Genomic DNA, 23,244 nt, shown 5'->3' on the forward strand with positions numbered 1-23,244 from the left:
GATTGTGGACGAAATCGGCTAAGAAAATTTGAGGGTTTTCACGAATGTAACAATTCGATGGATTTAGCACGATTTAAGTGCTTTCCCTTCACCAGAGGTCATGTTTCTGCAATGCCTCGAGAATCTTCCGCGACGTGAAATCGAGCAGTTTGCGCCTCGCATACGTGCGCCACGCGAGCCACGTAAGCAGCTTGTCCTTCCACTGCGCCGTCGCCACCGTGTAGAGCGCGTCCAAACGCTTCCGTATCGCCGGCAACACGCTTGCCGGATCGAACGCTCCCTTCGGCCAGTCGGGTAACGTGTCTTCACGCTGCGCGGGGTCGCACTCGCCGACCAGGGGAATCACCGGCGCGTGGACCACCCCATCCCTTACGCGAAGGTAGTGGGCCAGCGCGGGATCCGCGGCCCAGGTCGCGACGATGGGATTATTGGCTGGGACGAGGAAATGTTCCGCCAGGAAGCGCTGCGCGTTGCGGCGTCCGAGCAGGAAGTCGTGACGTCGATAGGCCTCGGAGAAGAAGCCGGAAAAGCCGCCCAGCGCACCGGCGGCGATGGCACGACCTCCCAGCCAGCGGGCCGCACCGTCCCGCGACGGTCGCGTCGGCGCGATCAGGAAACGGCTGTAGACGGCATCGTCCATGGCCAGCGCGATCTCGCGTGGCTTGAACCGTGCCTGCTGTTTCCATGAGGCGAACAGCGCGGTGAGCGCCTCCACGACATTGATCGATGCCGCAAACTCCGGGCCCAGGTCGTCCGGTTCCGGGAAAGGGTCGACCATGAGCACGATACGGTTTACCTCGTCGCCGCGACGCGGATTGCGGCCAAGCGTGCCGGCGAGTTCGGTGCGGGCGAGCTCGAACGGCTCGTTGTCCATGGCCCCGCCGTCGACGCCGACAAAACGATAGGTCGGCCCTTTCCGATCCCATGCATCGCGACGTGGCTCGATCGGCACGACCTGCGACGCGCCATGTTCGTCCGGCACGACCACGCTGCGCTGCATGTAATCGCTCCAGCGTCGCTCCACCTCCCGATAACGCAAGCCGCCCGGAAATGCGGAGGAAGCGAGCGCGGCGTTCATGAGCGACGTCCACGCACGGTCGGGCAGTTGCTTGGGATGCGGTACGTACAAGTCGTCAGGGTACTGCCAGGCGCGGTCGTACGGCCCCTGCCCCGTATCCACCGCAAAGCGCAGGTAATCCTCATGCGCCACCATGCTGTGAACGGCATCCGCGCTGCCCCCTGCGAAGGGCACGGCATAGGGCACGCCACGCAGGTTCGTGACGGTGAAGACGAGCTTGAGCGGGTTGGCGATGTACGGGCGCGCGAGCGGCTTGCCGGTGAACTGCAGGACACCGGCGGCGATGTCGTCGAGGCGGCGCGTATCCAGCAGGGAGGCGATCGGGACGTTCTTGTCCTTCAAGTCGTCCGTGCCGAGGAATCCGTCTATGTCGACTTGCTTGACCCACACGTCGTAGAACGGGTTCGCCGGCGTCGCCATGGCTTGGGTTATGTGGACATGGGGGAACGCGTACGGCAGCGCGACGGCCGAGATGACGCCATTGATGCTGCCGGCCGATGCGCCCGACACGTCCCGCAAGAGGACGTCGTGTGTCGGCACCGGCAACGTGCCCCCCTTCGCGGCATACCAGCGCTCCAGCGCCTCGTAGATGAAATCGAGGACACCGGCGGCATAGGCACCGCCGGAGACGGCTCCCGCTAGGGCGAAGCCCAGTTCGAACGTGCGCGCCCGCGGAGGTGGCGTGATGTCCGGGTGCGCCAGGGGCAGGTCCGTATCAGGCATGTCCGCTCCATCGCCTCAGGTTCCGGCATTATGGCAACGGTTCGGCTCGCGAATGCGAACGCCTCCCACGTTTTGCTATCGCGCCACCCACTGCGCGGCCAAGGCCACGGCGGCGGGCAAGGCCTGCACATAGAGGATTCGCCGGCTCGCGGTGAACGTGCCCCACAGGCCCGCCGCGACGACGCAGCCGAGGCCGTAGAAGACGAACGCGCTGGCGAATGGCTCACGCATCGCGAGGCCCAGCACCAGGGCGACCACCAGGAACCCGTTGTAGAGGCCCTGGTTGGAGGCGAGCGATGCGCTGTCGTGGGCGAATTGCCGGGTGATCCCAAAGACCTTCGGACCCCGCGTGCGCCAGAGCACCATCTCCAGCACGACGATGTACACGTGGATCGCGACGACCAGGAGGGTCAGCAGGGTGGCGACGAGGGTCATGCGTTGTCCGTGCGCGAGGGGTTGCGGGCGAGGATAGCCCTAAAAAGCTTCTTAGGCCGGATGGCGGATTGCGCCTGCGCCACCGTCCGGCACTATGGGAACGATGTGCAAGGACACGGCAGCCCAGGAGATCTCCCTGGAGGCCCTCGGGCTTCTCCAGGCGTTGCTGCACCACGATTACGACGAAGCCTTGTTGCGGGCCAACCACATGGCCCGCCGTGCCCTCCAGCACGACCACCTCAAGGTCGCCGACGCCGCCGAAAAGATCGAGGCCTTGCTGGCTGGCGGTTGTCCGAATTCCATGGAACTGCGTATTGCCTTACGCTCGCTGACGACGTCGGTCGACAGGATGCAGGCAGCCGCACCGCCCTCCTCCGGCCGCCCCTCGTAACCGCGCGCGGAGCAACCATGAAAAGAGAACACGACGGCATCGACCCTTCGGTGCCACCCAGCGGAACCGGCTGCGTCGAATGCGAGCAGGACGGCGGCTGGTGGTTCCACCTTCGCCGTTGCGCCGAGTGCGGGCACGTTGGGTGCTGCGACGATTCGCTGTCGAAGCACGCCACGAAACATGCGAACGAAACGGGTCACCCGATCATCCAGAGCTTCGAGCCGGGCGAGGACTGGTTCTACGATTACCGGACCGGGGAGGGTTTCGACGGTCCTTCGCTCGCCCCGCCGCATAGCCATCCGGCGACCCAGACGGCACCGGGGCCCGAGGAACGCGTTCCCCCGAACTGGCAACGCGTGCTGTTGCGCGCGCAGCATCGCTAGCGAGGCCGCCGACGCTCAGGCGAAGAAGCCTCCGTCGATCTCGACGGCCAAGGGCTCGTGCAGGCGCACGGGCGTTTCTTCGCCGGGAAGGAGGTCGTAAGGCACGTACACCATGCGAGCGAATCCGGGCGCTTCCACGTGTACGCGGATACCGTTTTCGGCAGCCGCTGCGAGTTCCTGGGGAATGACGACATCGGCAACGAGCGCCACGGCCACCACATTGCCGCTCGACGCCGCGGATGCGAGGCCCTTCGCCACCAGCTCGTACACCGCCTGCGCCTCTGGATGCTCCGAGTCGTCCGGTTCGCCCGCGGCCGCTGCGATCTCCCCGGCCTCTGTGATCGATCCTCCGAACGGGAAGAATTCGCCGCTCCTGGCCAGCATTTGCTCGGCAAACTCGACCACGAAACCGAACAGGCGGTTCACCGGATTCTGCGTCTCTTCCATCGTTTACATCCCAAGGGCGACAGGCGAGCCATCCTACGCCATCGGATGAGTACTGGCGTTTTCCACGCACACAAAAAAACCCGCTTTCGCGGGTTCTTTGCGATCCGGTTGAGGTTGTCCGGATCTTGCGTTGGTGCCCAAGGGGGGACTCGAACCCCCACGACCTAAGCCGCTACCACCTCAAGGTAGTGCGTCTACCAATTCCGCCACCTGGGCATAACTTTTACTGCGTGCTGCGTAGTTTACTTCTTGGCCGGTTGGGCGGGAGCCTGGGTGGCATCCTGCTTCGGGGCCGGAACATCGTTGTTCGCCGCCGGCGCCGTAGCGGCCGGGGTGTCACCGTTGGCGGCGGGTGCGCGAGGCACGTCCGACGCGGCCGGAGCCACCGGGGCGTTGTTGGCGGGAGCCGCCGGGGTGGTGACACCCGACATCACGCCAAGATCCGCGGCCGGCTGGGGATTGCCCGTGCGACCGAGGTACATGCCCATGCCGAGGCTGAGCAGGAAGAACAAAGTGGCGAGGACACCGGTGGCGCGCGTCATGAAGCTCGACGACCCGCGCGCACCGAAGACCGTGGCGGATGCACCGCCGCCGAATCCAGAACCTGCCTCCGCACCGGCGCCGCGCTGCATGAGAATCAGCACGATCATCGCCGCGGCGATCAGGATATAAAAAACGCTGAAGAGAATGAACATGTCTTCTTGGTTTGCCGTGTCGCGATTATCGACGCGCCGCGGCGCATATATCCAGGAAATCGGAAGCCACCAGTGAGGCGCCGCCGATGAGTCCCCCGTCCACGTCCGGCTGGGCGAAAAGTTCGGCCGCGTTGGCCGGCTTGACGCTTCCGCCGTAAAGCACCCGGGTCAGGAGCGAGATATTAGCATCCTTTTTTGCCAGTTGGCTACGGATCGCCGCATGAATTTTCTGCGCTTTGTCGGGGGTCGCCGTGAGGCCCGAACCGATGGCCCACACCGGCTCATACGCAATGGCGCCATCGCGGAAGCTCTCGATACCGCAGCATTCGAGCACCGCGCCGAGCTGGCGCGCGATGACCTCCTCAGCGCGCCCCGCCTCGTGTTCCTCCAGCGTCTCGCCGACGCAAAGGATCGGCCTCAGTCCAGCCTTGCACGCGGCCCCGAATTTCCTCGAGAGCAGCGCGTCGTCTTCGTGCTGGTACTGACGGCGCTCGGAGTGGCCCACCAGGACCCAGCTCGCGCCGACATCGCGGAGCATGGCGCCTGCGACCTCGCCGGTATAGGCGCCCTGCACATGGTGTTCGCACAGGTCCTGCGCGCCGAAGCCGAGGCCCCGATCGGCGTAGCGGTCGCTCAATTCGGCCAGGTACACGTCCGGAGGGAAGACCAGCACGTCCACGCCGTCGGGCAGGTTCTCGACGATCTCTCGGACGAGGTCGTTGGCCATGGCGCGGGACCCATGCATCTTCCAGTTACCGGCAACCAGCTTCTTGCGCATGGGAGGCATCCAGGCGTGGAGAAAGGGGCGGCAGGATAGCGGCGGCTCCCCTCACGGCAAAGCTGCATTGCCGCATGGAGCGCCCGCGCACGCCGTTCACCGAGGGTAACGCATCGATCCGGCATTTGACCTGACGGATACCGCCTTCGATCATCCCCCCATGCGCCTACTGAGAATCTTCTTCATCGCCCTGCTCCTGGCCTGCTCCGGCGGCGTCCTGGCGCAGACGGACGCCGTCAGTCCTGCCCAGCAGATCGACGACCTGCGCGGCCAGCTCGACAAGATCGAGAAGGCGATGAAGGACGACAGGATCTCCAATCCGGACATCGACGACCTGCGCGGCAAGGCCGCCGACGTGGTTAGTGCCGCGCAGAAGCTGTCGGGCGCGCTGCAACCGGACCGCGATGCCGCGAAAGCCCGCCTGGACCAGTTGGGCCCGGCGCCCGCGGCGGGTGCGAAGGAGGCGCCGGAACTGGCATCGGCCCGCCGGGACGCCCAGAAGGCCTTCGACGCGGCCGATGCCCGGATCAAACAGGCGGATGGGCTCGCGCTGGAGGCCCAGCAGACCGGCAACCAGCTGGCGGACCTGCGCCGCACGCGTTTCCAGGAGACGATTTCGCAGCGGACGAACTCGCCGTTATCCCGGCCTTTCTGGTCGGACCCCGCGGCGGCCTTCCCACGCGATTCGGCGAACCTGCAGGCATTCGCCGGCACGGTGCGCAACGACCTCGCCAGTAGCTGGACCGCCGGCAACCGCACCGCGCTGATCACCTGCGTCGTGCTCGGTCTGCTGTTGATGACGGGGGTACGCTTCTATATCGAGTCGCGGATTCGCAGCCTCACGGCCAATCGGATGCCGCCCGGGCGCCTCCGGCGGTCGGCGCTGATCCTCGGCATCGCCCTCACGTCCACGCTGACGACCGGCCTGGGCACGCAACTGCTCTACCTGGGACTCAATTGGAACGACGTCTTCAGCGACAAGACGGACGAGATCGCGCACGCCATCGTACGGATCGTGTTCTTCGGTGCCTTCGTGGCCGGTCTTGGACGCGCGCTGATTTCCGCGAAGCGGCCCTCGTGGCGACTGCCCGCCATCCCCGACGAGACGGCCCTGGCGCTGCGCCGGTTCCCCATGCTGATCTCGCTGGCGGTCGTGCTGTTCTATTTCCTCAAGGAATTGAACCGGACGATCGGAACGAGCCTGGCCGCCACCGTGGTCACCAGCAGTCTCCAGGCGATCGTGCTGACCGTGCTCGCCGCGGTGGCGCTGCAGCGGTTGAGCCGCACCCACCACGACGCGGAGGACGGCACGCCTCCTCCGCCGCGGCCCATCTGGGCGAGCCTGTTCATCGCCGCGGCCTGGATCGCGATCGTCGCGTCGTGGATCGGCTTGCTCACCGGTTTCATCGCGTTCGCGTCGTTCATGGCGGGCCAGGTGGTGTGGACGGCGATCGTGATCGCCGCGACCTACCTCGCGATGCGCCTCGTCGACGATTTGTTCGAGACCCTGCTTTCCGAGAAGGGGCCGATGAGCGCGCGGGCGCAAGCCGTATTCGGCACGCATCCAAAATTGCTCGACCAGGCGGGCGTGCTGCTGTCGGGCGTCGTGCGACTTGGCCTCTTCCTGTTCGGCCTCACGGCGGTGATGTCCGGTTTCGGTGCCGGGGCCTCGGACATCCTGGCGTTGGGCAGCAAGCTGCAATCGCTGAAGATCTACAACGTCGAGCTCAAGCCGAGCCAGATCCTGAGCTCGATCGCCCTGTTCTTCCTCGGGCTGCTTGCCGTGCGCGTCATCAAGAACTGGATGTCGGAACAGTACCTGCCGCGGACCAACCTCGATCCCGGCATGCGCAGTTCGCTGACCACGCTGCTCGGGTACGTCGGCATCGTCGTCGTGGTGGCCATCGCGCTGCTGGCGATGGGGCTTTCCGTGCAGAACGTTGCCTGGGTCGCTTCCGCGCTATCGGTCGGTATCGGCTTCGGCCTGCAGGCGATCGTGCAGAACTTCATCTCGGGACTGATCCTGCTGGCGGAACGTCCCGTGAAGGTCGGCGACTGGGTCGTGCTCGACGATGCCGAAGGCGATATCCGCCGGATCAACGTGCGTGCCACGGAGATCCAGGTGGCCGATCGCTCGACCATCATCGTGCCGAATTCCTCCTTCATCACGAAGCCGGTGCGGAACATGACGATGGCCAACCCGCAGGGCCGCGTGCTGTTCAAGCTGCCGATGCCGCTGGACACGGACCCTGTCGAAGTGCGTAGCCACATGCTCGAGGCGATGCGCAACCATGCGTCGGTGCAGGAAGCCCCGGCACCGCTAGTGATGCTGGACAACATCGACCACGCCGCGATGACCTTCATGGCCATCTGCTATGTGGGCAGCCCACGCGATGTCGGCGGCGTGAAAAGCGACCTGCTCTTCGACATCATCGCGCGCCTGCGCGGCGCCGACATTCCGCTGCTGCGGCCACAGGACCTGGTGTTGCGTTCCGGCGGGAGCGTCGGCGACATCGTCGGCCCGACCGCATCGGGCGCACCCCAGGCGTCGACCGACCCGGATAGCTCTAGCTGATCCGGCGGTAAGGCGAGCACCCGCAGGTCAGTCCTTGACCGGCACCAGGCGGAGGTCCTGGAAGTCGAAGCTGAAGTCGGTCAGTGGCGACACGGGCTCCATGCGTACTTCGCGCACCTTGCCGTCCGGATCCAGCGCGAAGTTCACGAAGGCATCGCCGTTGAGCGAGCGATCGTTCCAGTGGGCGATGAAGGTGTCGTGCTGCCATGGCTGCAGTTCACCCTTCAACTGGGCGGTCTTGCTGAAGCTCATCACCAGCTTGCCGCCCTCCTTCGTCACCTTGACGTCGCCGTACCAGGGATCGCGATACGTGCCGGCGTAGCCGTCCAGCGGCAACGACGGCTTCGCGCCCTTCATGCGTGCCGCCTCGTGCTTCTTCATGCTGTCGTCGGCGTTGGCCTCCGACTTCTTCACGCTCGCCGCGTAAGCCAGGTTCCAATCGGTCTTCGGCGCATCCATGAAGGCGTCGAGCGCGCGCATCGTCACCGCCTGGAAGGCCGCGCCGGATTCCTGGTTGGTCAGCACGACGATACCGAGCTTGAGGTCGGGCACCAGGGTGACGCGCGACACCATGCCGGGCCAGCCGCCGGTGTGCCACACGAGCTTGTGCCCCCGATAGTCGGAGACGAACCAACCCTCGCCGTACCCGGAGAAGTTCGGCTTCGTGGCCTTGAGCTCGGGCACGCTCGGCTCGGAGATGCGGATGGGCGTGATCAGCGACCACATTTCGGCCTGGCGCTTCTCGCTGAAGAGCCGCTGCTCCTTGCCGGAGGCGTCGGTATAGGTACCGCCGGCGAGCTGCATGTTCACCCACTTGGAGAGGTCGTGGACGCTTGAGTAGATGCCGCCAGCCGCCTGGTTGTTATTCCACGACATGGGCGCGACCGGCTTCAGGTCCTTGAAGTCGAACTTCGCATGACCGGTGGCGATGTCGTCGTTCGGACCGATGCTGTCGGGCGCATGCGTCTCCGATTCGGTCATGCCCAGGGGCGTGAAGATGCGCTCGCGAACGAAGTCCGCCCAGGGCTTGCCGGAAACCTGTTCGATGACGAGACCCGCGACGGCGAAGAGGATGTTGTCGTAGGCGTACTCGGCGCGGAAGCTGTTGGTCAGCGGAACGTGACGAAGCCGCTGCACCACTTCCTGGGTCGTATACGTCGTTGCCGGCCAGTACAACAGGTCGCCCGCGCCGAGGCTGAGGCCGCTGCGATGGGCGAGCAGGTCGCGCACGCGCATCTCGCGAGTCACGTACGGATCGGACATCTGGAACCAGGGCAGCCGGTCGACGACCCGGTCGTTCATGTCGAGCTTCTTCTCATCGGCGAGGATCGACAGAGAGGCCGCGGTAAACGCCTTCGTATTCGAGGCGATGGCGAAGCGCGTGTGCGCATCCACCCTTGCGGGCTCGCCGAGCTTGCGCACGCCCGAGCCCATCTCCAGCACGGTCTTGCCGTCCTTGACGATCGCCACGGCAATGCCGGGTACGTCGAACTGCTTGCGCGTCGCGTCGACATAGGCATCGAAGTCCGCGAGTGCCGCGGGGCGCGCGGCAGTGCCGACGGTTGCGGGAGACGCCGGCGCGGCGGCTTCCTGGGCTTGCGCGGCAAGGGCGACGACGAAGCTGGTGACGCCGAAGGCGAGGAGATGACGAAGGCGCGGCATGGACGGTCCCGGCGGCTGGAAAGAGCCGAGACTATGCCATGCCGCGCCTCCCGCGAAAGGGAACGATCAGGCCTTGCGTTTCTGGCTGAAGATGACGCTGCCCAGGATGATTGCACCCGCGAGAGCCATCGTCGGCGTCAGGGCCTCCCCGAGGAACATCCACGCCCAGCCCACGCCGAACAGGGGCACGAGGTAGGTGGACGTCGCCGCGCGCGGCGCGCCGATGCGCTGGATCAGCCGGAAATAGAACGCGTAGGCGAGCCCCGTGGAAAGCACGCCGAGCGCAATCACCGCGACCCACGACCTGGTCGGGATCGGCGCGTCGGGCCAGGTCGCCAGCGCGAGCGGCGCCATCAGGAGCGTGGCGCCGAGCAGGCACCCCGCAGCGACAGCGGTGGGGGCGATGTCGGCGAGGTACTTCTTGATGAGGTTGCCGGCGAGCCCGTAACAGAACGAGGCGGCGGCACCGGCGAGCGCGGCGGGGGCGACGTTCTCCCCGGCGGTACGGCCGCTGGCGAGGATGACCACGCCCACGAAGCCCGCCACGAGCGCGATCGCCTTGCGCGTGCCGATCTTTTCGCCGAAGCCGATGAAGGCCACGAGCGCGGCGAACAGCACCGTCATGCTGTTGGCGATCGCGCCGATGCCGGCGGGCGCCCTTTCCGCGCCCCAGGCGAACAGCGTGAACGGGATGGCGGCGCTCAACGCACCGAGGACGAGCATCTTCCAGAGATGGGCGAAGCGGATCGTGGCGCGGGCGCGCCAAAGCAGCGGCAGGAGGATCGCCGAGCCGAACGCCAGCCGCGTCGCGACCATCGGGAAGGGACCAAAGTCCTTTGCCGCCACGCGCATGAAGAGGAACGAGCCGCCCCAGATCGCTCCCAGGGCCACGAGTTCGACCGGCGTACGCCAGTCGCGTTCGGCGGGTGCGGAGAGCGAATCGACAGGGGCATCTACGGCGGACATGCGAACCTCACTTGTGGCTAGTGACCATTGTCCCTGGAACTGCGCGCCGGACAAGCGCATCCTTTGCAAGCCAGCCTCTCATATGATTCATCCCTGCCATGCGTTCCGCCCTGCTCCCCGCCCTCGCCGCTTTCGCTTCGGCGGCACGCCACCAGAACTTCGCGCACGCGGCCGAAGAACTGCACCTCACCGCCAGCGCGGTGAGCCACCACGTGCGCAAACTCGAGCTATCCCTGGGCGTGAGCCTGTTCCAGCGACATGCCCGCGGCGTGGCGCTCACGCCGGAAGGACGGCTGCTGGCGGATGCCGCCGGATCGGCACTGGCCGAGGTGGAGTCGGTGCTGGACAGCCTGCGCCAGCATCGCCGCGACAACGGACTGCGCCTGAGCGTGCTGCCTTCGCTCGCGGCGAACTGGCTCACCCCGCGCCTGCACCGCTTCATCGACGCGCATCCCGATGTGCGCCTCTCGATCGATACCGATCGCTCGCTGGCGCGTTTCGACGATGGTGGCCCTGACCTCGGCATCCGCTATGGCTTCGGGCAATGGGCGGGCGTGACGTCGCGGTTCCTGATGGATGACTCCCTGCAGCCGCTGGCCGCGCCCGCGCTCGCCGGAAAGGTCACGGAAGCAGCCGATGTCGCTACCCTCCCCCTCCTGACCGACATTGCCCCCGAGGGCTGGCGGGAGTGGTTCAAGGCGGCCGGCGTGCGGTACCCACGCAGTGGCACCATGCATACGATCAGCGACTCGGCGGACGGCCTCAATGCGGCCGCGACCGGACTGGGCGCCGTGCTGGCCCGGACGCGGCTGGCCTCGGCGCACCTGGCCGATGGCCGCCTCGTTCGTCTGCCGGGTCCGGAGCTACCGACGCGGTTCGCGTACTACGTCGTGCATTCGGCGCACCGGCCACCCACGGCGGCCGCGCTGGCCTTCATCGGGTGGATCGAGCGCGAGGCGCAGGAACCGCGAGGCTAGCCCTATTCCACGCCGACGAAGCCGCCGGTCTGGTGGGCCCATAGGCGCGCGTAGAGGCCACCGTGCGCGATCAGTTCCGCGTGCGTGCCCGTTTCGACGATGGCGCCGCGTTCCATCACCACCAGGCGGTCCATCTTCGCGATGGTCGACAGGCGATGCGCAATGGCGATCACGGTCTTCCCGCGCATAAGTATTTCCAGGCTTTCCTGGATCGCCGCCTCGGCCTCGGAGTCCAGCGCCGACGTGGCCTCGTCAAGCACGAGGATCGGCGCGTCCTTCAGCAACACGCGCGCTATCGCGATGCGCTGCCGCTGTCCGCCGGAAAGCTTCACGCCCCGCTCGCCCGCATGGGCATCGAACCCGGTGCGCCCCTCGCCATCGGAAAGACCCGGGATGAACTCGTCGGCGCGCGCCTGGCGCACGGCGGCGAGCATCTCGGGTTCCGTTGCGTCGGGACGGCCATAGAGCAGGTTGTCGCGGATCGAGCGATGCAGCAACGACGTGTCCTGGGTGACCACGCCGATGTGCGAGCGCAGCGATTCCTGGGTGACCTTCGCGATGTCCTGGCCGTCGATGGTGATGTGGCCGTCCTCGAGGTCGTAGAGGCGCAGCATCACGTTGACCAGGGTGGTTTTGCCGGCACCCGACGGACCGACGAGGCCGATCTTCTCGCCCGGGCGCACGATCAGGTCGAGACCGGCGATGACGCCGCCGGCCTTCCCGTAATGGAAGTGGATGTCGTCGAAGCGCACTTCGCCGCGCGTGACGCGCAGCGGCACCGCATCGTCGCGATCCACCACGGTGCGATCCTGCGAGATGGTGGTGATGCCGTCCTGCACGGTACCGACGTTCTCGAAGATGCCGTTCACGACCCACATGATCCAACCGGACATGTTGTTGATGCGGATCACCAGGCCCACCGCCAGGGCCACTTGCCCGGTGGACACCGTGCCGCGCACCCACAGCCAGAGTGCCAGCGCGCTGGTGCCCGCGATGAGCAGGCCGTTGAGCGATGTGATCGACACGTCCATCGCGGTAATCATGCGGCTCGAGGAGCGCACCTTCTCGGTCTGCTCGCGCATCGCTTCCTGTGCATACGCCTCTTCGCGATGCGTATGCGCGAACAGCTTCAACGTCATGATGTTGCTGTAGCCGTCGACGATGCGTCCCATGAGCTTCGAGCGTGCTTCGGAGGCGCGCCAGGAGCGCTCCTTCACACGCGGCACGAAGAACACGAGCATGCCGATGTAACAGCCGATCCACAGCACCAGCGGCAAGGCCAGCCAGACGTCCGCCTTGGCGAACAGGTACACCGACGTGCCGGCATAGACGCTTACGTACCACAGCGCATCCACGACCTGCACCGCGGATTCGCGCAGCGATGGCGACGTCTGCATGATGCGGTTGGCGATGCGGCCGGCGAAGTCGTTCTGGAAGAACGCGAGGCTCTGCTTCAGCACGTAGCGGTGGTGCTGCCAGCGGACCATGTTGGTCATGCCGGGGCTCAGCGCCTGGTTCACCAGCAGGTCGTGCAGCCCCATCGCCAGGGGGCGCAGGGCCACCACGACGAAGGCCATCCAGCCGAGCGTGCGCCAGTGCGTCTGGAAGAACGCCGCCGCGGGCGTCTTCTGCGCCATGTCCACCACACGGCCGAGGAAGTCGAACAGCGCGACCTCGATCAGCGCCACCGCCAGGCCCACGACCAGCGTCGCCACGAAGACCTTCCAGACCTGGCGAAGGTAGTAGGCGTAGAAGCGGACGACGCTCTTCGGCGGGGCCCGGTCCGGCGCCTCGCGGAAGATGTCGATGAGGGATTCGAACCAGCGGAAAATCATGCGGGCATTGTAACCCGAGCCGCGGCACCCCCCGCGGGTCAGGCTTGTCGTCTGGACAAGGTCTTGTCGACGGCCACGAAGCCTAATCCCAACGCGAGGAACAGGGCCGCGACCAGCGCGGCGTTGAGCAGCGCCGCCGGATAGCCCAGCTGGCCGACGTCGAGGAACGGGTACGGATACTCGTTGACGAGCGCGCCGCGCGCGAAGGTCCAGAGCGCGAACATCGACGGGAACCACAACCAGCGCAGGGCGTCGCGCCAGCCAAGCGCGCCATGCGGCAGCAATGTGAACCACCAGAGGAGGTACAGCACCGGCACGACGTAATGCAGCGAGCGATCGGCGATCAGCTGCGGCCCCATCGGATGCCACAGCGACCGCAGCACCACGACGTACACCAGCCCCGTCACCGCGATGCACAGCGCGGCCAGCCCGCGCACCCTGGGTGTGCGCAGGAAACGCAGGGGAGCCCAGTTCCCACCCATCGCCGCCGACGCCGCGACCAGCGCCACCAACAGGTTCGAGAGGATGGTGAAGAAACTGAAATAGCGCACGGTGACCGCGCCCAGCGAATCGGACCAGACCAACAGCCAGTACTGCAGCACCAATGCTGGCCAGGCCACCGCCGCAACGACGATGGCGAAAAGGTTCGATACGGCGGTGGCGCGATCAGTCATGGAGGGGTCCGTCAGCGGGGCCACGCATTATTGCCGCGATCGCGATCGGGGATCGTGTGGTCGGGATCGATCTCCGCACGCACGATCCGGCGGCCACCCGGCACGTCCACGTCGAACGACGTGTGTTGTTGCCATGTTTCCACCGGCACGCGGATATCACGCGTGGACTTGTCGTCGAAGGTGACCCGCAGCGTCGCCGGCATCACCAGCTGGTCGCGGTTGGAAACCGTGACGGTCGAACCGTCCACCTTGTCCACCGCCATGTCCAGTTGCCAGTTGTGCGCGAACCAGCCGCGCCAGAACCAGGACAGGTCCTCGCCTGCCTCGCTTTCCATGAGGCGGAAGAAATCCGAGGGCGTCGGATGCTTGAAGGCCCAGGTGGCGATGTACTTGCGGAACGCGGGATCGAAGCGCTCCGGCCCGATGATCTGCTCGCGCAGGAGCACGAGGCCGAGCGCCGCCTTGAAGTACGTCGCGGGATGGCGGTACTTCTCCTTGACCATGTCGGCGCCGATCAACAACGGCGGCGCATCCGGGTCCGCGAGCAGCGGCAGGATCTCGTCGACCGGGTTGCCGCCCTTCGGCGCGTATTCGCCGTCGCGCTTGGGAGCGAACTCGCCATGGTTGAACGCGTCCGCCTCATACACGTCGATGAAAGTGTTGAAGCCCTCGTCCATCCATGCGTTGCGGCGCTCGTCGCTGCCCACGACCATCGGGAACCAGGTGTGGCCGATTTCGTGCGCGGTCACCATGTGCAGCGGCTTCGCCGGCGCCTTCATGGGATCGAAGACGATGCCCGGGTACTCCATGCCGCTGGCCGCCGTGCCGGCCTCATTGATCGCCACGGGATAGGGATACGGGTACCACTTCGTGGAGAAGTGCTCGACGGAGGACTTCAGGTATTCGGTGGAACGGCTCCAGCGGTCCTCGCCGACGCTTTCCACCGGGTAGACGGACATCGCGAGCGCCGTCTTGCCTTCCGGCAGATTGATCCGCGCGGCGTCCCAGACATACGCCGTCGACGCGCCGAAGGCGACGTCGCGGGTGTTCTTCATGCGGAACTTCCAGGTCAGCGTCCCGCCCTTCTTCGGCCGGCTGGCTGGATCGGTCACCTCCGCCGGCGTGCGGATCATGACTGTCTTGTCGCTCTGGCGTGCCTTGGCGAGACGCTCGCGCTGCGCGGGGGTGAGCACGTCTTCCGGGTTCACGAGCTCGCCCGACCCGGCGACGATCATGTCCGACGGCACGGTAATGGCGTAATCGATATCGCCATATTCGAGGTAGAACTCGCTGTTGAGGTAGGGCGCCGTATCCCACCCGCGAAGGTCGTCATAGACACACATGCGCGGATACCACTGCGCCATCTCGTAGATGTTGCCGTTTTTCGATGGCGCGAATCCCGTCCTGCCGCCGAAGTCCCCTGGGAGATCGTAGGAATACGCGATGGTCAGCGATAACTTGCCGCCTTTCGGCGCGAGCGCCCCGGGGAGCCGCACCTGCATCCGGGTGTCGCTGACGACGTAATCCACCTTCTTGCCGTCGATCGTCACCGAGGCGATGCGATAGCCATCGGTATGACGTTTTTCCGCCTTGCCCGAGGTGAAGTTACCGCGGGCGTCCTGGGTGAAGCGGTTCTCGTCGAGCTGCAGCCAGAGCACGTCCAGCGCGTCCGGGCTGTTGTTCGTGTAGTGAATGATCGCCTTGCCGGATACGGTGTTCTTCACCGGGTCCAGCGTGGCCGCCAGGTCGTAATCGACGCGGTTCTGCCAGAACATCGGACCCGGCATGCCGCTGCCGGAACGATAGGCGTTGACCGGCTGCGGATACGTGAACGGCGCGAAGGTCTCGCGCGGGTCGAACGTGGCGGCCATGGCGCCGCAGGCGCCCGCGAGGGCGACGGCGGCGAGCGAAAGACGGGCAAGGTTTTTCATTGGCTACACTCGGGAGGCGACCCCTCAGCGTAACCGGCAACCGAATCCGGACTCCACCATGCCGGAAGTCAGGTCAGCGGAGATCGACCTTTCGGTTCTCGCCAGCATGCGGCGTCGTCCCCGTGACCCGCGCCTTGAGGTAATCGAAGGCCAGGACCATCTTCGAGGACGGCGCGTCCCAATACTCGGCCGTGTCGACGTCCACGCGCAGGAGGGCGAGGTCCGGATCGTCTTTCCCGTCCGGGAACCAGGATTTGATCCATTCGTTCCAGTGCGCCTCGATGGCGGCGCGGTCCTCGACGATGACGGCGTTTCCCGAAAGGGATACGTAGCTGTTGTCGGCCGAACTGGCATAGGCGACGTTGACCTGCCTGTGCCCTTCCACTTCGGCCACCTTCGGCGAGCTCTTGCGGGTGAAGAACCACAGGCTTCCATCGAAGCCCTTCTGCGATGCCACCATGGGGCGGCTGTAGAGGCGGCCATCGCGCTCGCTCGTCAGCATCGCCACGCGGGCGTCCTTGATCAGGGACCAGATCCTGTCCATCTCTTCCTGGCGTACGTCGGCCATGTCGGTGCTCCGGGCGTGGAAAACCGCACCGTCCCATCCCGCCGCTCAACGCGCCGTCAAGCCGCGCCGGCCGGAGGCAAACGCCGCCCTCACATCATCGGTCACCTGCGGCGTGGCACTATTAGCGGGCTGCATCCCTACGTATACCTTGCATATGGCCTGGGTATCCGCATATTTCCCGAGTTCATACATCGAGGACCCCACGCATGAAAATCGGTTTGATCGGACTGGGCCGCATGGGCGGCAATATCGCTCGCCGCCTGATGAGGGACGGTCATCAGACCGTTGTCTATGACAACAACCCTGCCGCCCGCGAATCGCTGGCGAAGGACGGCGGCGAAGCGGTCGAATCGCTCGAGGCCCTGGTCCAGGCCCTGCCCTCGCCCCGCGTCGTCTGGGTCATGCTGCCAGCCGGCGAGATCACCGAGGCGACCATCGCCCGGCTCAGCGACCTGCTGGGCAAGGACGACATCGTCATCGATGGCGGCAACACCTTCTACAAGGACGACGCCCGTCGCGCCGAGACCCTCGCGGCCAAGGGCCAGCATTACGTGGACGTCGGCACCTCGGGCGGCGTCTGGGGCCTGGAGCGTGGCTACTGCATGATGATCGGCGGCGACAAGGCCACGGTCGACTACCTCGATCCCATCTTCAAGACGCTCGCTCCCGGCGCGGGCGACATTCCGCGCACCGAAGGCCGTGAAGGTCGCGATCCGCGCGTCGAGAACGGCTACATGCACGCGGGTCCCGCCGGCGCGGGCCACTTCGTCAAGATGATCCACAACGGCATCGAGTACGGGATGATGCAGTCCTTCGCCGAAGGCTTCGACATCCTCAAGAACCGCAACGCCGCGCACTTGCCGGAACGCGAGCGCTACACACTGGACATGGCCGATATCGCCGAAGTCTGGCGCCGCGGCAGCGTGGTGTCGTCGTGGCTGCTCGACCTTACCGCCAGTGCGCTGGCCAAGGGGCCGGAGCTCGACAACTACTCAGGTTACGTCGACGATTCCGGCGAAGGCCGCTGGACGATCAACGCCGCCATCGAGCAGGCCGTGCCGGCCGAGGTCCTTACCTCCGCCCTCTTCGCCCGCTTCCGCTCGCGCCAGGATCACACCTACGCCGAGCGCCTGCTCTCCGCGATGCGCATGGGCTTCGGCGGCCACATCGAAGGCCGCGGCAAGCCACCGAAGGAAGGCGAGCATTCCTGAGCTAGCGGGCAAGCCGCTTTTAGAGGGCCTTTCTCTGTAGGAGCCGCTATAGCGGCGAGAGCAAGTTTGCGACCTTTCCGCAGGCTTTCCTCGCCGCTATAGCGGCTCCTACAAGGGCTCCGTCGGTCACCTGGGGTTGTGATCAGGTGCCGCCATCCAATTCATCCAATCGCTCACGCCAGCGCTCCGGCGTCTGCGGTTTGACGAACAGCGCCACGATGGGCAGGTTAGCCGCCTTCGTGCGCGCCTCGATCGTCCGCACGCATTCCTCGATCTCGACCGTCGTCAGGCGATCGTCGAAAGCCGCCGACACGGCGACCAGCACGTGATCCGGCCCCAGCTGCAGTGTGAGCACGCCATTCACCGCCTCGACGCCCTTTACGCGTCCTGCGATGCCGCACACGCGTGCCAGCAGGTTCGGATGCGCCGGCTCACCGATGAGCAGGGCCTTGCTCTCTCGCGCCAGCAGCGCCGAAGCCAGTGCCAGCACCACCGCGATGCCGATCGATGCCCAGCCGTCGATGCGCGGGTCGCCGAGGGCATGGGAGAGGTACACGCCCAGGGCGGCGATCGCCAGGCCGAGCAACGCCGCGCTGTCCTCGAACAGGACGGAGAACGTGGTCGGATCCTTCGTGATGCGGAACGCCTCGAAGTAACCGAGTTTCCCCTTCTTCCTCTGCACGCTCTTGAGCGACAGCCACCACGACGTGCCTTCGAACAGCACGCCCACGGCGAGCACGACGTAATTCACCGTCGGGTCGCGCAGCGGCTCCGGCGCCAGGATGTGGTTCACGCCCTCATAAAGGGAAAACCCGGCGCCGAGGGCCAACACGAGCAAGGCGACGATGAAGCTCCAGAAATACAACTCGCGCCCATAACCGAGCGGGTTCTGCCGATCCGGCGACCGCTGCGAACGACGCAGGCCATACAGCAGCAATACCTCGTTGACGCTGTCGACGAGGGAGTGCACGCCCTCCGACAGCATCGCCGAACTGCCAGTGACCGCGGCGGCGACGAATTTCGCGATCGCGATGCCGACATTGGCGGCGAGCGCGGCGTAGACGACGAGTTTCGGGCTATGGGCCACGACCATCCCTCACGTTGACGTATCGACCTTCGGGGCACTGGCCGAAGGTAGCAGGGCTGACAGTGAGCAAAAAGAAAAAGGCCGCGCCTTGCAGCGCGGCCTCCTCGTTTGCAGAACCCTGCCGCGATTACTTCGCGAACAGGTGCTCCACGCCCGCGCGCTCCTCGCGCAGTTCCTTGTTGGTCGCGTCGATGCGCGCCTGCGAGAACGCGTTGATCTCCAAGCCCTGGACGATGGCGTACTTGCCGTCCTTCACCGTCACCGGGTAACCGAAGATCACGCCCGGCTCGATACCGTAAGAGCCGTCGGACGGAATGCCCATCGAGACCCAGTCACCGTCGGTCGTGCCCAGCGCCCAATCGCGCATGTGGTCGATCGCGGCCGAGGCGGCCGAAGCGGCGGACGAGGCCCCGCGTGCCTTGATGATGGCCGCGCCGCGCTGCTGCACGGTGGGAATGAACGTGTCGGCGTACCAGGCCTGGTCCACCTGCTCCAGCGCCGCCTTGCCCTTCACGGTGGTCTCGTGCAGGTCGGGGTACTGCGTGGAGCTGTGGTTACCCCAGATGGTGACCTTCTTGATGTCGGTCGTGTGCGCACCGGTCTTCTCGGCCAACTGCGACAGCGCGCGGTTGTGGTCGAGGCGAACCATCGCGGTGAAGCACTTCGGATCGAGGTCCGGCGCGTTCTGCTGGGCGATCAACGCATTGGTGTTGGCCGGGTTGCCGACCACCAGCACGCGCACGTCGCGCTTGGCGTGGTCGTTGAGGGCCTTGCCCTGCGGACCGAAGATCGCGCCGTTGGCCTCGAGGAGGTCCTTGCGCTCCATGCCCGGGCCGCGCGGACGGGCACCGACGAGCAGCGCGTAGTCGACGTCCTTGAAGGCGACGTTCACGTCGTCCGTGGCGACCACGCCGGCAAGGGTCGGGAAGGCGCAGTCATTGAGCTCCATCACGACGCCCTGCAGCGCCGGCAGCGCCGGGGTGATCTCGAGGAGGTGCAGGATCACCGGCTGGTCGGGGCCGAGCATGTCGCCGGCGGCGATACGGAACAGGAGGGCATAGCCGATCTGGCCGGCTGCGCCGGTGACGGCAACGCGAACGGGTGCTTTCATCTTTCGACTCCTTGGTAGTCGCTGGGGACTGGCGATCAGGTGAGCTCGGCGAAGAACTCGACGATGCGGGCCATGCCCTTGTCGAGCGCCTCGTCGGGGCAGGAATAGGAAATGCGCAAAGCGCGCGGCTCGCCGAAAGCCGAACCCGGCACGCAGGCCACGCCCTTGGCTTCGAGCAGTACCGCGCAGAAGTCGACGTCGGAGTCGATCGCCACGCCGTTGTGCTTCTTGCCGAAGGCCACGGAAATATCGGGGAACGCGTAGAACGCGCCCTGCGGACGCGGACAGACCACGCCGGGGATGGAGACGAGCGCGTTGTAGACGCGGTCGCGCTTCGTCGCGAACTCGCCGCGCTTCGCGGCGGGAATGTCCTGCGGACCGGACAAGGCGGCCAGGGCCGCGGCATTGACCACTTCCGGCAGGCTCGTGATGTGATTGGAGTTGAGCGTGGTGACGGCGAGCGCGACCGATTCCGGCGCGGCGATGAAGCCCACGCGCCAGCCCGGCATGCCGTATGTCTTCGACAGCGAGTCGACGAAGATCACGCGGTCCTTCAGCTCGGGACGGACGTGCACGAAGTTGTGGTAGCCGACGTCGTCGAACACCATCGTGTTGTAGATGTCGTCGGTGATGACCCAGGTGTCCGGGTACTTCGCGATGACGTCGGCCAGCGCGGCGATTTCCTCGCGCGTATAGACCATGCCCGTCGGATTGGACGGGTTGTTGAACAGGAAGACGCGCGGCTTGCGCGCCAGCGCCGCGTCCAGCTGCGCCGGCGTGAGCTTGTAATGCTGCTCCGGTGGGCACGGCAGGATGTTGATCTTCGCGCCGACGATGTCGGCGATGTCGAGGTAGCTGGTCCAGTACGGCGCCGGGAAGGCGATCTCGTCGCCTTCGTCCAGCAGCGCTTCGGCAAGGTTGTAGAGCACCTGCTTCGCGCCGACGCCGGTGGTGACGTTCTTGCGGGTGTAGCCCGTGAGACCAAGCGCCTCGATATGAGCGAGGAAGGCGTCGATAAGCGCGTCGGGGCCGCGATTGCTGCCGTACTGACCGGAGTCCTTCGCCAGGGCCTCGCGCGCGGCGGCATACACGTGCTCGCCTGGCAGGAAGTTCGGCACGCCGATCGAGAAACTGACGATGTCGCGACCTTCGGCCTTCAGGCGCTTGGCCTTCTCGGCAATGACCATGATCGCGCTGGGCTTGGCACGACCGATACGCTTGGCGAGCTGCGGCATCGTTTCCTCGACGGCGGATGGGGCAAAGGCCGGTATTTTAACACGGCCCCGCCACCAACCGCTGTAGGGGGAATCGCCCCTCGCAGCCGCTCAGCGCGCGTCGAGCGTCGCGTTCCACTCCTTCACCTTGGCCGCCTGCTTCTCGAGCAGGGCGTCGACGTCACCGGAAACCTCGACCTTTTCGATGGTGTCGTCCTGGCGGGTCGCGTCGACCACTTTCTGGTCTTCCGGGCCAACGATTTCGCCGAACACGCTGTGCTTGCCGTCCAGCCACGGGGTCGGGCCATGGGTAATGAAGAACTGCGAGCCGTTCGTGCCCGGGCCGGCATTGGCCATGGACAGGACGCCCGGCTTGTCGTGCTTCAGGCTGCCGTCGAACTCGTCGCCGAACTTGTAGCCCGGGCCACCGCGGCCGGAACCCTCGGGGCAGCCGCCCTGGATCATGAAGTCGGCGATGACGCGATGGAACGACAAGCCGTCGTAGTACCCACGCTTCGCCAGGTTGACGAAGTTGGCCACCGTCATCGGGGTCTTCTCGTCGTGCAGGCGCAGGTTGATGTCGCCCTTGTTCGTCTTCATGGTGACGTTGATGGTCATCGCGGTTCCTGTAACTCGTTGAAATGCGGGCAGCCGCGCTCGTCGCGAACCGCCCGGGGGGATGCAAGGCTACCGAAGATGGCGCCCTCGTCACAGGAGTTCAAGCAAGAAAGCGTGACGACGGTTCAGGTCGCGGGCACGGCGAGCGCCGAGGCCGTGAGGGGACCAGGGCCCCGTGGGCGGGTATCGCGGACCGCCGCGTCCTCGGGAAGGGCGCGCCCTTCGGCAACACACGCCCAGGCACGGTCGAGGGCCGCATAACCGAAAGGCAGCAGCGGCGCGTGGCGGTCACCAAAATCCGGGAACGCCAGGAAGGCGTCGAAATGCTGGGCGTACGGCACCTTCCAGAACACGGGCGAGCGTCCGGAGGCGCGCAACCACGTCACATACGGCTCCGAGGAGAAGCCGACGGGGATGAGGCCATCCTGCGCGCCATGCACCACGAAGATCGGCAGATCGTCACGCGGCAAGGCGGCGGCCGTGGCGGCCACGGCTTCGCGCAGCCGTCGCGCATCCCCGCCCTGCCCCGTCCACAGTTCGCGCAGGCAAAGGTTGCCCGGCAAGGTGGGATCCAGCGACAGGTCCGTGCCGCCGGTCAGCAGGATGCCCGCTCCCGGCGGGGATCCCGAGCCGTCCGCCCACCAGGCAGCGCGCACGATGGCGTCGACCGGGCGTGCCATCCCACCGGTGTGCTGCGGCCGATACTGATAGCCGCAGGGCATGTCGCCGACGGGTCGCCGCAAATAGGCAGACGCATAGGCAACGGTCACGGTGCGCCAGAGATCCAGCGAGGTGGACGAGGCTCCCACCGCCATCGCATCGTCGCGCCACCCCGACGCGCGCAGCATCGCGAGCGCCTCGCTCGCCTGGGCAGTCGGCAGGGTTTCGCTCAGCCGGCCGTGGAGGCGCAACGAAGCGCCGCGCAGTGCCCATGCCGGAGGTTGTGCGTTGGCGACGCGAGCAAACGGCGCGTCGTCGAATGCCCCCGCCGCCAGCGCGGCCGGCAAGAGCACGGCCGCTTCCGTCGCGTAATCGAAGAAGGGGCGGCCATGTCCCGCCACATGGATATTCGGCGCGAGGGCCACGACGGCCGCCAGCATGCCGTCGGTATCTTCGCCGGCCGCGCGCAGGACGGCACCGCCGCCGTTCGACAAACCGGTCGCGATGATGCGCGTGTTGCCTGGCGTGAAGGGGGCCTCCTCGGGAAAGGCGCGATCGAGCATCGCGAGCCCGAAGCGGACCGCGTGGAGGACGTGACGCCCCCAGTCCGCCTCCGGGTTGTCGCCCGAATGCGCATGCTTCACCGCGATGCCGCCGAGGGTCGTCGCGCCCTTGGGTTCGAACTCGAGCGGAACCTCGCCCGCTTTGGCCCGCGTGCCGTCCAGCGCGACGCCGCTGTCGTCCGTGGTGTCGAAGTAACCGCTGCCCGCCGCCTTGTCGGTGTAGGCCACCGCGCAACCCTTCGGCAGACCCCAGGCTCCCGCGAGAGCGATCGAGCCGTAGATGCCTCGCGTTCCAGGCGATGCCGTGACGACGAGGCATCGCTTCGTGCGATCGAAGGCGTCCGGCACCTGCAGCAGCACGCGGTGCGAGGCTTGCGCACCGGGCAACGTCGCGAACGTGGTGAATTCCCTGCCCGGCACGTCGGGCACTTGCCCGTACAACGTGCCGAAGCCGCCGAGCGGACCGAGGTCGGCGATGCCTTTCCAACTGCTCTGGATGGCGCGACGGCGCAGTTCTTCCGGTGTCGGGGCTGCCGGCTGCGCAAACGGAGCGGGCGCCCCTGCGAGTCCTCGAAGGCCCAGACCGGCGCTGAGCAGGTCGTCGCCGTGGCGGTGCGTGGTGACGCGAATGGCGCCGAACTCTTCGGATGCGTACATGCGGC

At 66.2% G+C, this 23,244-nt stretch carries 21 protein-coding genes and 1 tRNA gene; 5 read left to right on the forward strand and 17 right to left on the reverse strand.

What is annotated here, in order from left to right; all coding sequences use genetic code 11:
* Nucleotides 1-88: 88 nt before the first annotated feature.
* Nucleotides 89-1,801 (reverse strand): patatin-like phospholipase family protein, encoded by a 1,713-nt coding sequence (locus ACQKIE_RS05650; RefSeq protein WP_427456636.1) that lies wholly within the window; start codon nucleotides 1,799-1,801, stop codon nucleotides 89-91.
* 75 nt (nucleotides 1,802-1,876) lie between these two features.
* Nucleotides 1,877-2,236: a DUF1304 domain-containing protein gene (locus ACQKIE_RS05655; protein WP_427456638.1), complete on the reverse strand. Its 360-nt coding sequence runs from the start codon at nucleotides 2,234-2,236 to the stop codon at nucleotides 1,877-1,879.
* A 103-nt stretch (nucleotides 2,237-2,339) separates the two neighbouring features.
* On the opposite strand from ACQKIE_RS05655, the gene ACQKIE_RS05660 reads away from it, so the two are divergent.
* Both ACQKIE_RS05660 and ACQKIE_RS05665 read left to right on the forward strand, forming a co-directional pair.
* Complete coding sequence (locus ACQKIE_RS05660) at nucleotides 2,340-2,627, forward strand: hypothetical protein (RefSeq protein WP_427456640.1); 288 nt, start codon at nucleotides 2,340-2,342, stop codon at nucleotides 2,625-2,627.
* 17 nt (nucleotides 2,628-2,644) lie between these two features.
* A complete protein-coding gene (locus ACQKIE_RS05665; RefSeq protein WP_427456642.1) occupies nucleotides 2,645-3,010 on the forward strand; it encodes a UBP-type zinc finger domain-containing protein in 366 nt (121 codons plus the stop codon).
* Between the two features lie 15 nt (nucleotides 3,011-3,025).
* Here the strand turns inward: ACQKIE_RS05665 and ACQKIE_RS05670 are convergent, their stop codons facing one another.
* The 4 genes from ACQKIE_RS05670 to tpiA form a co-directional block, all read right to left on the reverse strand.
* Entirely contained in the window at nucleotides 3,026-3,457 is a 432-nt protein-coding gene (locus ACQKIE_RS05670; RefSeq protein ID WP_427456644.1) for a hypothetical protein, read from the reverse strand.
* A 131-nt stretch (nucleotides 3,458-3,588) separates the two neighbouring features.
* Nucleotides 3,589-3,673 (reverse strand) — tRNA-Leu (locus ACQKIE_RS05675).
* 26 nt (nucleotides 3,674-3,699) lie between these two features.
* On the reverse strand, nucleotides 3,700-4,152 hold the full coding sequence (secG, locus tag ACQKIE_RS05680; protein WP_427456646.1) for a preprotein translocase subunit SecG: 453 nt from the start codon (nucleotides 4,150-4,152) through the stop codon (nucleotides 3,700-3,702).
* A gap of 25 nt (nucleotides 4,153-4,177) precedes the next feature.
* Nucleotides 4,178-4,930 carry a triose-phosphate isomerase gene (gene tpiA / locus ACQKIE_RS05685; RefSeq protein ID WP_427456648.1) on the reverse strand — a complete coding sequence of 251 codons (753 nt, stop codon included), beginning with the start codon at nucleotides 4,928-4,930 and terminating at the stop codon, nucleotides 4,178-4,180.
* Nucleotides 4,931-5,090: 160 nt separating this feature from the next.
* On the opposite strand from tpiA, the gene ACQKIE_RS05690 reads away from it, so the two are divergent.
* Nucleotides 5,091-7,505, forward strand: coding sequence for a DUF3772 domain-containing protein (locus tag ACQKIE_RS05690; RefSeq protein WP_427456650.1), 2,415 nt, complete (start codon nucleotides 5,091-5,093; stop codon nucleotides 7,503-7,505).
* Between the two features lie 27 nt (nucleotides 7,506-7,532).
* Here ACQKIE_RS05690 and ACQKIE_RS05695 read toward each other — a convergent pair whose 3' ends face one another.
* A complete protein-coding gene (locus ACQKIE_RS05695) occupies nucleotides 7,533-9,167 on the reverse strand; it encodes a serine hydrolase (protein WP_427456652.1) in 1,635 nt (544 codons plus the stop codon).
* A gap of 66 nt (nucleotides 9,168-9,233) precedes the next feature.
* Nucleotides 9,234-10,133, reverse strand: a complete 900-nt coding sequence (locus ACQKIE_RS05700; RefSeq protein WP_427456654.1) for a DMT family transporter — start codon at nucleotides 10,131-10,133, stop codon at nucleotides 9,234-9,236.
* Nucleotides 10,134-10,231: 98 nt separating this feature from the next.
* On the opposite strand from ACQKIE_RS05700, the gene ACQKIE_RS05705 reads away from it, so the two are divergent.
* The gene (locus ACQKIE_RS05705; RefSeq protein WP_427456656.1) at nucleotides 10,232-11,110 is read left to right on the forward strand and encodes a LysR substrate-binding domain-containing protein; all 879 of its coding nucleotides are present in this window, start codon (nucleotides 10,232-10,234) and stop codon (nucleotides 11,108-11,110) included.
* Nucleotides 11,111-11,112: 2 nt separating this feature from the next.
* On the opposite strand, the gene ACQKIE_RS05710 is transcribed toward ACQKIE_RS05705, so the two are convergent.
* The 4 genes from ACQKIE_RS05710 to ACQKIE_RS05725 form a co-directional block, all read right to left on the reverse strand.
* Nucleotides 11,113-12,945 (reverse strand): ABC transporter ATP-binding protein, encoded by a 1,833-nt coding sequence (locus ACQKIE_RS05710; RefSeq protein ID WP_427456658.1) that lies wholly within the window; start codon nucleotides 12,943-12,945, stop codon nucleotides 11,113-11,115.
* A gap of 38 nt (nucleotides 12,946-12,983) precedes the next feature.
* On the reverse strand, nucleotides 12,984-13,619 hold the full coding sequence (locus ACQKIE_RS05715; RefSeq protein ID WP_427456660.1) for a Pr6Pr family membrane protein: 636 nt from the start codon (nucleotides 13,617-13,619) through the stop codon (nucleotides 12,984-12,986).
* Nucleotides 13,620-13,630: 11 nt separating this feature from the next.
* Nucleotides 13,631-15,550 (reverse strand): M1 family metallopeptidase, encoded by a 1,920-nt coding sequence (locus ACQKIE_RS05720; protein WP_427456663.1) that lies wholly within the window; start codon nucleotides 15,548-15,550, stop codon nucleotides 13,631-13,633.
* 73 nt (nucleotides 15,551-15,623) lie between these two features.
* Nucleotides 15,624-16,118, reverse strand: coding sequence for a pyridoxamine 5'-phosphate oxidase family protein (locus tag ACQKIE_RS05725; RefSeq protein ID WP_427456665.1), 495 nt, complete (start codon nucleotides 16,116-16,118; stop codon nucleotides 15,624-15,626).
* Between the two features lie 206 nt (nucleotides 16,119-16,324).
* Here ACQKIE_RS05725 and gnd point away from each other — a divergent pair, with 206 nt between their 5' ends.
* Nucleotides 16,325-17,329, forward strand: coding sequence for a phosphogluconate dehydrogenase (NAD(+)-dependent, decarboxylating) (gene gnd, locus ACQKIE_RS05730; protein WP_427456667.1), 1,005 nt, complete (start codon nucleotides 16,325-16,327; stop codon nucleotides 17,327-17,329).
* Between the two features lie 142 nt (nucleotides 17,330-17,471).
* Here gnd and ACQKIE_RS05735 read toward each other — a convergent pair whose 3' ends face one another.
* The 5 genes from ACQKIE_RS05735 to ACQKIE_RS05755 form a co-directional block, all read right to left on the reverse strand.
* Nucleotides 17,472-18,422, reverse strand: a complete 951-nt coding sequence (locus ACQKIE_RS05735; protein ID WP_427456669.1) for a cation diffusion facilitator family transporter — start codon at nucleotides 18,420-18,422, stop codon at nucleotides 17,472-17,474.
* A 121-nt stretch (nucleotides 18,423-18,543) separates the two neighbouring features.
* The gene (locus tag ACQKIE_RS05740; protein WP_427456671.1) at nucleotides 18,544-19,527 is read right to left on the reverse strand and encodes a malate dehydrogenase; all 984 of its coding nucleotides are present in this window, start codon (nucleotides 19,525-19,527) and stop codon (nucleotides 18,544-18,546) included.
* A 35-nt stretch (nucleotides 19,528-19,562) separates the two neighbouring features.
* Nucleotides 19,563-20,762 (reverse strand): aminotransferase class I/II-fold pyridoxal phosphate-dependent enzyme, encoded by a 1,200-nt coding sequence (locus ACQKIE_RS05745; protein ID WP_427456673.1) that lies wholly within the window; start codon nucleotides 20,760-20,762, stop codon nucleotides 19,563-19,565.
* A gap of 90 nt (nucleotides 20,763-20,852) precedes the next feature.
* Nucleotides 20,853-21,359, reverse strand: coding sequence for a peptidylprolyl isomerase (locus ACQKIE_RS05750; RefSeq protein WP_427456675.1), 507 nt, complete (start codon nucleotides 21,357-21,359; stop codon nucleotides 20,853-20,855).
* Nucleotides 21,360-21,484: 125 nt separating this feature from the next.
* On the reverse strand, nucleotides 21,485-23,239 hold the full coding sequence (locus tag ACQKIE_RS05755) for a 3-hydroxybutyrate oligomer hydrolase family protein (RefSeq protein ID WP_427456677.1): 1,755 nt from the start codon (nucleotides 23,237-23,239) through the stop codon (nucleotides 21,485-21,487).
* Between the last annotated feature and the right edge of the window lie 5 nt (nucleotides 23,240-23,244).

This window comes from Luteibacter sp. NPDC031894 (assembly GCF_050273135.1).
In the GTDB taxonomy this organism is placed as follows: domain Bacteria; phylum Pseudomonadota; class Gammaproteobacteria; order Xanthomonadales; family Rhodanobacteraceae; genus Luteibacter.